General features: G+C 45.7%; 7 protein-coding genes. 6 read left to right on the top strand and 1 reads right to left on the bottom strand.

The annotated features are described in order from the left end of the window. Positions 1 to 146: 146 nt before the first annotated feature. The 6 genes from hemW to dnaJ all read left to right on the top strand — a co-directional run bounded on the left by hemW (position 147) and on the right by dnaJ (position 7,070). Positions 147 to 1,319: a radical SAM family heme chaperone HemW gene (gene hemW, locus MKY14_RS14585; protein WP_076141559.1), complete on the top strand. Its 1,173-nt coding sequence runs from the start codon at positions 147 to 149 to the stop codon at positions 1,317 to 1,319. A gap of 93 nt (positions 1,320 to 1,412) precedes the next feature. Next, positions 1,413 to 1,904, top strand: a complete 492-nt coding sequence (locus tag MKY14_RS14580) for an N-acetyltransferase (RefSeq protein WP_051490987.1) — start codon at positions 1,413 to 1,415, stop codon at positions 1,902 to 1,904. Positions 1,905 to 2,007: 103 nt separating this feature from the next. Beyond that, positions 2,008 to 3,039 (top strand): heat-inducible transcriptional repressor HrcA, encoded by a 1,032-nt coding sequence (gene hrcA / locus MKY14_RS14575; RefSeq protein ID WP_036677493.1) that lies wholly within the window; start codon positions 2,008 to 2,010, stop codon positions 3,037 to 3,039. Between the two features lie 48 nt (positions 3,040 to 3,087). Then, positions 3,088 to 3,669: a nucleotide exchange factor GrpE gene (gene grpE / locus MKY14_RS14570; protein ID WP_036677491.1), complete on the top strand. Its 582-nt coding sequence runs from the start codon at positions 3,088 to 3,090 to the stop codon at positions 3,667 to 3,669. A 175-nt stretch (positions 3,670 to 3,844) separates the two neighbouring features. After that, positions 3,845 to 5,692: a molecular chaperone DnaK gene (dnaK, locus tag MKY14_RS14565; RefSeq protein WP_339244538.1), complete on the top strand. Its 1,848-nt coding sequence runs from the start codon at positions 3,845 to 3,847 to the stop codon at positions 5,690 to 5,692. Positions 5,693 to 5,945: 253 nt separating this feature from the next. Continuing rightward, a complete protein-coding gene (gene dnaJ / locus MKY14_RS14560) occupies positions 5,946 to 7,070 on the top strand; it encodes a molecular chaperone DnaJ (protein ID WP_036677487.1) in 1,125 nt (374 codons plus the stop codon). Positions 7,071 to 8,880: 1,810 nt separating this feature from the next. On the opposite strand, the gene MKY14_RS14555 is transcribed toward dnaJ, so the two are convergent. Beyond that, positions 8,881 to 13,443: a S8 family serine peptidase gene (locus MKY14_RS14555; protein WP_340976713.1), complete on the bottom strand. Its 4,563-nt coding sequence runs from the start codon at positions 13,441 to 13,443 to the stop codon at positions 8,881 to 8,883. Between the last annotated feature and the right edge of the window lie 114 nt (positions 13,444 to 13,557).

Genomic DNA, 13,557 nt, shown 5'->3' with positions numbered 1-13,557 from the left:
GATAACGTAAAACTTATACTTTCTTATATTATAAAATAGAGTTCATTTATAAATGAACGCCCTCGGAGGGAAGCCGTCAGGCTTCCCTTTTCTTGTTTTTTAGATTACACTATTCAAACGATATTTTTATATAAAGGAGACAGCTAATGACAACGAAGACTAATGGCCGTCCCCCTGAGGCTGTATACATTCATATCCCTTTTTGTACCAATAAGTGCTTTTATTGTGATTTCAATTCCTATGTACTCAAGGATCAGCCAGTTATGGATTATCTCGAAGCTTTGGATCGAGAGATGGAGCAGACCGTCAAGAACACCCCTCCGGGTGTTATCAAAACGATCTTCGTCGGCGGAGGCACACCCACTGTTTTAAAACCTGATGAAATGGCTTATTTCTTAAAGTCTGTTCGCACGCATTTCCCAAACTGGGATAAAGATATTGAGTTCTCTATGGAAGCTAACCCTGGAACAACGGATCTGGACAAGCTGACGGTTATGAAAGAAGGCGGCGTGAACCGGGTGAGCTTTGGTGTTCAAGCATTTCAGAACGAGCTGCTCACAGGCATCGGCCGGATTCATAATGTAGATGATGTATACCGGAGCCTAGAGAATGCACGTGCAGTTGGACTAAATAATCTTTCGGTTGACCTGATGTTTGGGCTGCCTAATCAAACTGTTGAGATGTTGGGCGAAAGTATCACCAAGGCGTTGGAGCTGGATCTACCCCACTATTCTATTTACAGCTTGAAGGTGGAGGAGAATACTCTTTTTCACACGCTGTTTAATAAGAACAAACTTCCTCTTCCTAATGAAGAAGATGAATTGCAAATGTACCTCCTGTTGATGTCCTCTATGAAGGAAGCGGGTTACAATCAATACGAGATCAGTAACTTCGCGAAACCAGGAATGGAGAGCCGCCATAATATCACCTACTGGCGTAATGAAGATTATTATGGTCTAGGAGCAGGAGCGCATGGATATGTGGGACGTCAGCGGCATATTAATGTTAAGGGCGTAAATCCATATGTAGAAGCCACACGTAAAGGGCTGCCACGACTGGATGCATACCCAATCTCAGAAGCAGAAGCGATGGAAGACTTTATGATGGTCGGCTTGCGTATGCATGAGGGCGTCTCTAATGAAGCTTTTCAGGCGCAATTCGGGCGTTCAATAGAGGAAGTATTCGAGAAATCCTTGCATAAAATGCTGCATGCAGGGCTGTTGGAACAAGAAGCAGGGGTTTACCGACTCAGCAAGCAAGGAATCTTGTTTGGGAACGATGTTTTTGCTGAATTTGTAGGCGCCCTGACAGAAGTTTAATTTTAAAATACCCCTTGAATTGTAATTCACTCTGTTGTATATTTATTCATATTATCAACAGAGGGGTGAACCAAAGTGCTTGCCAAGACGGAAATGATTCGCCATTCGTCTCCAGCGGGAGACGCACAGGTGATTTGTAGAAATGCTGTGGTAGAAGACGTTGAGCCATTGTATCTAATGATAGAAGAGTATGCCCAGCGCGGCATCATGTTGCCCCGTTCCCGGCAGGCGCTGACACGCCAGATCGATCAATTCGTAGTTGCCGAAATCGAAGGCAGATTCGTAGGCTGTGGTTCACTTTTCAAGCTCGGGAATGATCTCGTAGAGATTCGTTCAATTGGATTGAATGATGAAGGCAAGGGTAAAGGCGTAGGCTCCATGATATTGGCGAAGCTGGTCGAGGAAGCTAGGAACCAGAAAATCCCAAAGGTTATGGCACTAACCTATGCTGTTGATTTTTTTCTTAGAAATGGATTTGAAGTTGTCCAGAAAGAGATTTTCCCTGAAAAAGTATGGACAGATTGCGTGAATTGTAAAAAGCAGCATGCCTGCGATGAAATAGCAGTGCTTAAGATACTGAACTGACTTGACAATGTCAATGTCAGTTTGGTATTTTTGTATTAGTGGTTAGCACTCATCTGAGTCGAGTGCTAACGAATCGGAGCCACAGCCGATAGGAGGGAATAACATGTTAACTGATCGCCAGAGAATGATACTAAATGCAATTGTGGATGATTATATTTCATCGGCAGAGCCAGTAGGATCTCGCAGCATTTCTAAACGGGGAGATGTAGGATACAGTCCGGCTACGATTCGAAATGAAATGGCTGACCTAGAGGATTTAGGTTATCTCGAGCAGCCTCATACATCGGCGGGAAGAATTCCTTCCCATAAAGGATACCGATATTATGTGGATCATTTGGTACCGTGGAATTCCGCCGAAACGGCAGAAATGGGCACGATCCGCGCTTTTTTTGCCGAGAAGCTAAATGCAATGGAGCAGGTAATCCAACATGCGGCGATGATTCTTTCCAATATGACGAATTATACTTCCATCCTGCTGGGACCGGAGGTTTTTCATACTTCATTGCGTCATTTTCAGTTGTTACCACTAGATGATACAACCGCTGTGGCCATTATCGTCACAAGTACGGGGCAAGTTGAGAATCGTACGGTGAACATTCCGCCGGAGATTTCTGTTTCCGAGATGGAGAAAGTGGTTAACCTACTGAATAGTAAACTGGTCAATGTACCACTCTATAAGCTGAAGACTCGGCTCTATTCCGAGCTTGGCGAAGAAATGCAGCGTCACATCTCACATTATGAAGAATTAATGCAGGTGCTGGACACCGCGCTGGAAAGCGATCAAGAGCAGCGCATCTATCTCAGCGGAGCAACGAATATGCTGACACAGCCTGAGTTCAAAGACGTAGACAAGGTGAAGAGTATTCTTGATCTGCTGGAAGAGACACCGACACTGCTCAAAATGCTGGCCCCTACAGTGGGTGGCACAGGTATTCAAGTACGAATAGGAACAGAAAACAATCACGAAGCGTTCGCTAACTGTAGTCTGATCACCGCCACTTATTCACTTGATGGGCAGGCACTAGGAAGCATTGGGATCCTTGGGCCGACCCGTATGGAATATGCAAGAGTGATGGGGATCTTGGGCATTTTATCCCGAGATTTGACAGCGATGCTGGCGCACTGGTATAAGTGAACAGAGTCAACATGATTTCGTGAATGATTTTAAGGAGGTGAAGACAACTTGAAAAAGGAACAAGTTCAAGATTCTAATGAATTCAAAGAGGAATTGATCAATGAGGAGCCTGTGGCTGAAGTAGTCTCAGATGCCGACTCATTTACAGCTGAAAACGTTAGTGAAGGTGCTTCAGATACAGGTGCTGAGGTGAAACGCCTACAGGATCTTGCTGATGAATATCAAGGTCGTGCACTGCGTGCACAAGCTGATTTTGATAACTTCCGTCGTCGTACCCAGAAGGAAAAAGAAGAGTTGGCTCAATATGCTACCTCCAAGCTCCTGACGGAATTGCTTTCCGTGCTGGACAATTTCGAGCGTGCGTTAGTCACTACTCCAGCTAATCCTGAATCCGAAGCTTTCGCGAAGGGCGTTAATATGATTTTCCGTCAGCTGGATGGGGTATTGAAGGCTGAGGGGCTTACAGCTATGGAAACAGTAGGACAGCCTTTTAATCCTGAATACCATCAGGCTATTATGCAGGTTGAGAGCGAGGAGTACGAAGAGGGTATCGTTACAGAAGAGGTTCAAAAGGGATATCTTCTGAAAGATAGAGTTCTTCGTCCGGCCATGGTCAAAGTCAGCATGTAGTCTGTCTATATAGGACGGGCAGTTTCTGCTCGCCATAAAGCAGCAGTGCTTTTGCCTACTATTTATCCGATTGCAGGCTGTTGCCCGGATAGTTTATTATCAATCGAATTTTTTTGATATTTTTATAAATTTATTGAGCTTAGGCTCCATATAACTTTAGAGGAGGCAAATTATTGTGAGTAAAGTTATCGGTATTGACTTAGGAACCACGAACTCTTGCGTTGCCGTTATGGAAGGCGGCGAAGCCGTAGTAATTCCAAACCCAGAAGGCGCGCGTACAACCCCTTCGGTTGTAGGCTTTAAGAAAGACGGCGAGCGTATCGTCGGTGAAACGGCTAAACGCCAAGCAATTACTAACCCTGATCGTACGATCAGCTCTGTTAAACGTCACATGGGTACTAACCACAAAGAAAGCATTGATGGTAAAGACTACTCCCCACAAGAAATTTCGGCAATGATTCTGCAAAAGCTGAAATCCGATGCAGAGGCTTATCTTGGCCAAACTGTTACTCAAGCAGTTATCACTGTTCCTGCTTATTTTAATGACAGCCAACGTCAAGCTACCAAAGATGCAGGTAAAATTGCAGGTTTGGAAGTTCTGCGTATTGTGAACGAGCCAACAGCAGCAGCTTTGGCATATGGTCTGGAGAAATCCGAAGATCAAACCATTCTAGTCTATGACCTTGGTGGCGGTACTTTTGACGTATCCATCCTTGAACTTGGTGATGGCTTCTTCGAAGTAAAAGCTACAAGCGGCGACAACAAGCTGGGTGGCGACGACTTTGACCAAGTGGTTATGGATTACCTGGTATCCGAATTCAAAAAAGAGCAAGGCATTGATCTGAGCAAAGATAAATCTGCTGTGCAACGTTTGAAAGATGCAGCTGAAAAAGCGAAAAAAGAATTGTCAGGCGTACTGACAACAACTGTATCGCTTCCGTTCATCACTGTGGTTGACGGCGTACCTCAGCACTTAGAGATCAACTTGACTCGTGCGAAATTTGATGAACTGACTGCTGGTCTGGTAGAACGTACATTGGGACCAACTCGTCAAGCATTGTCTGATGCTGGCATGACCCCTGCAGACCTTACTAGAATCGTTCTGGTTGGTGGTTCTACACGTATCCCAGCTGTACAAGATGCTATCAAAAAGCTTACTGGCAAAGAACCACACAAAGGTGTGAATCCGGATGAAGTAGTAGCTCTTGGTGCTGCTGTTCAAGCGGGTGTATTGACTGGTGATGTTAAAGACGTTGTATTGCTTGACGTAACTCCGCTTTCCCTGGGTATTGAAACTGCAGGTGGCGTGTTCACGAAGATGATCGAGCGTAATACTACGATTCCTACAAGCAAATCCCAAGTATTCTCAACCTTTGCTGACAACCAACCTAGCGTAGAGATTCACGTGCTGCAAGGTGAGCGTCAAATGGCAAATGGCAACAAGACACTGGGACGCTTCATGCTGAACGAGATTCCACCAGCACCACGTGGCGTGCCACAAATCGAAGTTTCTTTCGATATTGATGCCAACGGTATCGTAAATGTATCTGCAACAGATAAAGGCACGAACAAGAGCCAAAAAATCACTATCACTTCTTCCAGCGGCCTGAGCGACGCAGAAGTAGAACAAATGATGAAGGATGCCGAGCTTCACGCTGAGGAAGACCGTAAGCGTAAAGAACTGGTGGAAGCGAAGAACGGTGCTGACCAACTCGTGTATTCTACTGAAAAAGTAATTAAAGACCTTGGCGATAAAGCTGATGCTTCTGATGTTGAAAAAGCAAATGAAGCTAAAGATAAAGTTAAAACAGCACTTGAAACTGACAATCTTGAAGAAATCAATGCAGCTACAGAAGCATTGACTGAGATTGTACAACAGTTGTCCATGAAGCTGTACGAACAAGCTGCTCAAGCTGAGCAAGGTGCTGAAGGTGGCGCTGGAGCCGCTGAAGGCGCTCCTAAAAAAGATAATGTAGTTGACGCTGACTATGAGGTTGTTGACGAAGATAAGAATCAAGGGTAACCTTATACGATAAGTGTAATAGGAAACTGATAAATTCTTATATAGTTAAGAAGGGAAGGTCAAAACCGGGTCATCCCGTGTTTTGACTTTCCTTTTGTAATATCAGATTGCACACTCTTTGCGAATGCGCCTTCTGATATTGTAAGAATAAACATCGCTGAATCTGGATGGTCAGATCCTGAGGTTTTATCGTATAATGGTTTGTTTGACAGGTAATAAGGAATTTGAGTATGTATGCACGGAGGTGAAAGCAGTGGCAGATAAACGCGATTATTATGAAGTGCTTGGCCTTAGTAGAGATGCTTCAGACGATGAGGTGAAAAAAGCGTACCGGAAATTGGCGCGCCAATATCACCCAGACGTGAATAAAGCAGATGACGCTGAAGCTAAGTTTAAGGAAGTAAAAGAAGCTTATGATGTTCTTAGTGATGGACAACAGCGAGCTAGATATGACCAATATGGCCATATTGACCCTAACCAAGGTATGGGCGGCTTCGGAGGCGGCGGTGGTGGCGACTTCGGAGGGCTTGGCGATATCTTTGATATGTTCTTTGGAGGCGGCGGACGCCGTGATCCTAACGCACCGCAGCGCGGTGGGGATTTGCAGTATACCATGACCATTGAATTCAAGGAAGCGGTATTCGGCAAAGAAACCGATATTACTATTCCACGTACAGAAACTTGCGATACCTGCTACGGCTCCGGGGCTAAACCGGGCACTAAACCAGAGACTTGTTCCGTATGTCATGGTAGTGGACAACAGGAATTCGTACAGAATACACCGCTTGGACAGATGCGTAATCGTCGTCCTTGTTCACATTGCAGTGGTACAGGTAAGATTATTAAGGAAAAATGTACGACTTGCGCCGGACAGGGTAAGGTTAAAAAGCAACGCAAGATCCATGTGCGCATCCCGGCCGGTGTTGATGACGGTGCACAGCTGCGCATGACTGGCGAAGGCGAAGGCGGCTTACGCGGCGGTCCTGCTGGAGACTTGTATATTGTTATCCGTGTTAAATCGCATGATTTCTTCGTGCGTGAGAACGATGATATTATGTGCGAGGTTCCGCTTACGTTTGCACAGGCAGCACTTGGTGATGAGATTGAAATTCCAACCTTAACCGAAAAAGTGAAGCTGAAGATTCCTGCCGGAACGCAAACAGGCACTTTCTTCCGCCTCAAAGGTAAAGGTGTTCCACGTCTGCGTGGATCTGGCCAAGGTGATCAGCATGTACGGGTAATTGTTGTGACACCTAGCAAGCTCAATGAAGAGCAAAAAGAATTGCTACGCCAGTTCGCTTCTCTGAACGGAGAAAACACACATGAGCACGAGCAGTCCTTCTTTGATCGTGTGAAACGTGCGTTTCGCGGGGACTGATATCCTAACTCATTCATTCAGTAAATGAATAGAAAAAGACAGCAGAGCAGCGACCTCCCGTTCTTGGGGGATCGCGGCTCTGCGTTTTTGTTTAGCATGAGATTAGGGCAGGGCCAGTTAACTAACCTCATGCAAATCTTTGGAGGAGCTGTGATGCTTGAACCTGCGGAATTCTGCGTGTTTGGCTAACTCGGCCAATCCCGTAACCTCGGTAAACCTGGTAACCCCGGTAAATTCGGTAACCCCGGTAACCCCGGTGAACCCGGTGACCCCGACAACCCCGAACCCCGAACCCCGAACCCCGAACCCCGAACCCCGAACCCCGAACCCCGAACCCCGAACCCCGAACCCCGAACCCCGAACCCCGAACCCCGAACCCCGAACCCCGAACCCCGAACCCCGAACCCCGAACCCCGAACCCCGAACCCCGAACCCCGAACCCCGAACCCCGAACCCCGAACCCCGAACCCCGAACCCTTAACCTTGGAACCCCCGACTGGTCTCCAGCTTTTTTAAACACACTAAATGCTTTGAATTATCTACGTGGGCTTGCGGACCCAGAAGACGCTATTTGCAAATTTATCGCCTTTTGAGCGAAGTTTCGGACTCCAGTGCAGCTATTGCCCAGAAAAGCGCTCGTATTTGGTGTTTTTCGTGCTAATAGCGACTATGAGGTCAGTTGGTATGGCAAATGTCGCATAATTCAGCGTTTAAGTGCAACTGTGTCCGATAGTGCCGAGCATAATCTTCTGCGTGGATAGGACCCAGAAGAATCTGGAGGCTTACGGACCCAGATGACGCTATTTGCAAATTTTTCTCCTTTTGAGCGAAGTTTCGGACTCCAGTGCAGCTATTGCCTAGAAAAGTGCTCATATTTGGTGTTTTACGTGCTAATAACGACTATGGGGTCCGTTGGCATGGCAAAAGTCGCATAAATCAGCGTTTAAGTGCAACGGTGCCCGATAGTGCCGAGCATAATCTTCTGCGTGGATAGGACCCGGAAGAGGCTGGAGGCATACGGACCCAGAAGACGCTATTTGCAAATTTATCGCCTTTTGAGCGAAGTTTCGGACTCCAGTGCAGCTATTGCTCAGAAAAGTGCTCATGATTGGTGTTTTTCGTGCTAATAGCGACTATGGGGTCCGTTGGCATGGCAAATGTCGCATAAATCAGCGTTTAAGTGCACCTGTGTCCGATAGTGCCGAGCATAATCTTCTGCGTGGATAGGACCCAGAAGAATCTGGAGGCTTACGGACCCAGAAGACGCTATTTGCAAATTTTTCTCCTTTTGAGCGAAGTTTCGGACTCCAGTGCAGCTATTGCCTAGAAAAGTGCTCATATTTGGTGTTTTACGTGCTAATAGCGACTATGGGGTCCGTTGGCATGGCAAAAGTCGCATAAATCAGCGTTTAAGTGCAACGGTGTCCGATAGCGCTGAGAATAATCATCTGAGTGGATAGGACCCAGAAGAATCTGGAGGCTTACGGACCCAGTTGATGCTATTTGCACATTTATCGCCTTTTGAGCGAAGTCGGACTCAGCTGATGCAATTTGCACATTTTTCTCCTTTTGGGCGAAGTTTCGGACTCCAGTGCAGCTATTGCCCAGAAACACGCTCATATTTGGTGTCTTTCGTGCCAATAGCGACTATGGGGTCCGTTGGCATGGCAAATGTCGCATAATTCAGTGTTTAAGTGCAACTGTGTCCGATAGTTGTCTCGTATGCGCCGCAGAAGTGACCTTAAGACGAGAAAGCCCCAGCAGCCATTTGGCTGCTGGGGCTTTCTTTGAGAGTTCAACTAGATACTGTTTAAGAACGTAGGTCCTCAAACACACGGCTCAGAATGGTTGCTGCTTGTGCACGAGTCAGAGTGCCTTGTGGATTGAAGTTGTCCGCACCAACGCCCTTGAGATAACCTTTGCTTACAGCATAGGCTACGGCGTTACGTGCTTCTGCAGCGATGTTGTCGGCATCCTTAAAGCTCAAAGGAGTCTTAGCTACTGTAAGATCAGCGCCTAGGGCCTCAGCAATGATAAGGGCTGCTTCTTCGCGAGTCAGCACATCGCGTGAACCACTTTGTTTGATACGAGTATTCCATGTGTCACCTTTTCCGAGTAGACGGTCGAAGAGCGTTAACAGTTCCGCTTGATTTAAGGTGTCAGCAGGTTTGAAGCTGCCATCGGTTCCTTTGCCGGCAATGATGCCATGAGCAGCAAGAACTTCGATATCGCCTTTAGCCCAGTGTGTGTCGATATCCTTGAAGCTTACATTATGGGATGCAACGCTATAAGAGCCGTCGCCAGTAACTGTAAACTGTAGAATACCTTCTTTAGAGAAAGATCCAGGTTGCAGATAGGACCATTTATGATCCTTTGTTTCTGCATAGGCGGCAGTTTTTCGAGCATCACGTAGACTGCTGTCTTTTAGATTAAGCTGAAGGGTAACCGGCTTTCCGGTTGTCCAACCATTTTTGATGGTAAGAATGGAAGAACCAATATTGATCGCAGCTGAGCTTCCTGATAACACTGCTGCATCACTAGCATCAGCCAGACTTATCGTAAGCAACAAACCACTGCTGCTAATGAAATCCGGAAGGGTTGCCGCTGGAATAAGAACATTGAATCCATTACCGTTAAGGCTGAGTGCATTCTCCGATTTCTTCAACTGTTCAGCTTGCGCCGGGGTAAGCGTAATAACAACTTGGCTATACTTATTGAAATTCACATCGCTAAGATCAAGTACAGAAGTCTTATCTTTTGCATTCTGAATCGAATTTGTTAATGCAGTATCTAAGATATTAAACACCGCTGAAGCTTTACCACCAGCTGGATCGGCTGTCTCTACTAGCTTCCCGGATTTCGAAGAAGGTCCAGGAGTGGGAGTGCTGGTTGCTGTAGGTACATACGACTCAGAAGATGGAGGCGATGTAGGCGATGGTGTTGGTGTCGGTGTTGGTGTTTCTGTTGGATCTGGCGTTGCTGATGGCGTTGGCGTTGGTGTCGGTGTCGGTGTCGGTGTCGGCGTTGGTGTAGGTTTTTCAGGTGTGTTTACAGTTACACTTACTGTTCTCAAACCAGATGGGATAGTTGATGTTGTGGCATCATTCCAAATCTGGACATCATATAGCTCAAAGGAATAATCTCCTGCTGTTGCTGGTTCGAAGGTTATTTGGGCTAGTGAGCCAGAGCCGTGATAAGCACCTCCTGACAGATTGACACTATATTGTGTCAGTTTGTGGCCGTCTCCAAGATCATACGTTTGTGAATATTCTGTAAGTGGAACACTAGAGAAATGCTCCTCTTGATACGTAACCAGCTGTACGCTTGGCTGGATTACCGGTGTTTCAAGGGAATCATCGTATATGACACCGAATGAAGCCCCATAGACGCCATAAACCTCGTCTGTCACGGAATAATCTAAATCAACGGTCACAGATTGTCCTACTTCAATGGTGGATGCAGAAAGAGCCGGAGTTACTGTGAAAGTACCGTCCCCTGTGCTATAAAGCAGCCGCTGTACGTAATCATCGTCGTCTGCACCATTGCCTACTTTATCGACCACATGGACTTTGTACTCATTTAGCCCCTCGTTAACAGGAACATCAATGGTAAAGGCACCGTTATTTGCAATCACACCGCCAAATTTATAAGCATTCCCATCATAATGTTTGCCTTCGGCATATACGGTAAACCAGTTTCCAATAGGGTTTGTATTAGAAATATAATAGGCCATTAGGTCATCATCAATGAAACCACTAATTTGTGCCACGCCAGGATCGGTTGGCGCTTCGCGTTCATACTCCTCAATGGTGATGCCGGAAACTAGTGGCTTCTCGGTATCAATTGTGAACTCGGCCTTTTGTTTCTCGAGCAGTTGCCCATTGGGAAGCACAGGAATGATGTAGTAGTGACCATCTGCTAAAGTAGACTTGGCGGAGGTCTCCAGGTCTGTTAATGTTCCATCCCAATTTGGAACTTCGTATACACCACGATAGATCTTCTCATCGATCGCATAAACTTCACCTAAAACTGTTGCAGGAGCATCTTTTGAAGAGGCAACGAAACTTATGCCTTCCAGCTCTTCATTGACAGAAAAGGTAAATGTGGTGTCGTCTGAGCGACCATCACCATTAGGTGAAATTTGTGGACTTTCAAAAGAGAGCTGATTAATAGGTGCTACATTAAATTGGTCACCTACAACAACGTTAAATGGCAGACGAAGGGTTTCTGTATCAGAGGTAAGTAACAGGATGCCTTCATGTGCGCCCTCTTTTGCTGTTTTAGATACATTGAGTGTAAATTGTGCATATTGATCTGCCCCTGAGGTAACGCTGTTTGGTGCAAAATCAATACTAATATCAGTAGGAGCTTCTGTCAGCCATTTGGTGGACAGGGTGTATGTTTCTCCATTCCCTTTAAAGTCCTCTACATAGACAGCTTTCGTTACAGTAACACCCTTTGGCTGTAAGCCGAAGGATAAGGAACCTGTGTAATAAGGAATTTCAACAGTACCCGGAAGACCGCTGTTAAGGATCTCACCGACTTTAGCAATGGATTTAGCGTTTATCGACTTCTCCAGATTAATTAAACCTGCACCTTGTTGGTACAAGGAGTAAGAATTCCCATCACGGTTAAAAATAGGATCAGCATTGTTCATCAGCAGAGCTTTAATTTCATTTGGCTTCAGATCAGAGTTTTTACTCAGTAACAAAGCCACAGCTCCTACAACATGTGGGGTTGCCATGCTAGTACCATTTTTTAAGCCGAAAGCATGGTCATAGTTCCCATCCCAGCTAGGGATCGTTGAGTTGATATTGACTCCGGGCGCTACAACATCAGGTTTTATTAGATAATCGGGCATCCCTGGACCCATAGAACTGAAGTTTGCTAACTGATTTACTTCAAGCGCTATATAGTAACTGATTATATCTTTAGCAGCAGCCATCTGAGTTTTTATTTTTTTGCCATCGGCTTGACTGATTCCGTAGGTAGGAATGTAATCCCCAGGCGCACCAAGGGTGGGGCTGATTTCACCAGGCTCATTATTGGCAATCAGCAAAAGCTTCGCACCCGCAGCTTTGGCATTAAGAGATTTGTCTGAGAAGCTCAGCGAGCCCCGATCAACAAGCACTACCTTATCTTTGACATCCAGATTTTTGTAATCGGAAGGACTCCCAAGACCAGCGAAAACGATCTTACTGCCAGCAATATTATCGATTAAATCTGGGGAGTAACTGGCTAATGTCCCGGGAATCTTTTTAACATCACCAATATCAAAGAAAGGGGTATTTATCGGAGTGGTAGAAGCTCCAACACTAAGCGCGAGTTGGGCACCAGCGGGCTCGCCCAGTGTTCCTGCATCCGGTCCAGCGTTACCGGCGGCAATAATAACGTTCACGCCCGATTTTACGGTATTGTCTATCGCGATTGAACTCGCGGAATAGCTTTGGTTGACACTAGAGCCTAGAGATAGGTTAATAACATCTGCTCCGTCATCGACTGCTTTCTCAATACCCGCAATTACATCCGCTGTGGAACCAGATCCATAGGGACCAAGTACGCGATACGCATACAATTCTACCTCAGGTGCCACATCTAAAATTGTCCCGGCAACGTGTGTACCATGCGAGGTTTCGTAAGGAGTACCTGCTCTTGGAGGGAAGTTAGCATCAGGGGCTGTTTCAGCCGGATCATCATCCTGATCATATACATCATAGCCACCCTTATAATTATCTTTTAACAAAGGGTGATTCTTATCAATACCAGTATCGACAACAGCTACCTGTATATCTTTGCCTGTGTAACCTAAATCATGTAGTTTGTCCGCGCCTATTAGCTTGCCGCTGTCTGAATAGGAACGTGTAACAGGTAATGTCGCTACTTCAACACTGTCTGCTAGTGCATGTACTTCTTCATTTGGATAGATAGCCGCAACGCCTGGAAGCTCTAACAGCTTGTTTACTTGATTGGCTGGCAGCGTAATGGAATACCCGTTAAAAATCTCACTGTATTCAAAACCGATATCGGCATCGATTTTCTGTGTTGAGGAAATAAAGCTTTTATGCTCTGAGATAATTTTACTGCGTTGTGAGGAGACTGAGGATCGTAAAGAATAAGTTTTTGTCTCATTTACATACACACTGACTGGTTTATTAGTCAATTCCACAATTACTGAAACTGGTGCTGAACCTTTGAGTATTCCAGCATAGTTATGAGGGGTTACACTTTGAGACTGTATATCCGTAACCAGGGTTGAAGATTCAAGGGATGAGTTCGCAAATGCAGCTGATGGAAAAAGAACAGACACAGCCAGTCCGAAGCTTGCCGCTCCAATACCGAATCTTTGAATAGAGTGTTTAAAGGTACGTTTCAAATAAGTTCATCCTCCCAAATGAATTTTTTGTATTGCAATGTGTCTGTGGTTCTCCTCCTCAAAATAAAATGTAAAAAATTATGAAAATTAAATTTATTCTACAGCTATAACTTC

This window comes from Paenibacillus sp. FSL R5-0887 (genome assembly GCF_038002305.1).
Classification (GTDB): domain Bacteria; phylum Bacillota; class Bacilli; order Paenibacillales; family Paenibacillaceae; genus Paenibacillus_AQ; species Paenibacillus_AQ odorifer.
Note: the sequence above shows the minus strand (reverse complement) of the source record. Positions and strands in the feature narration are given on the sequence as shown.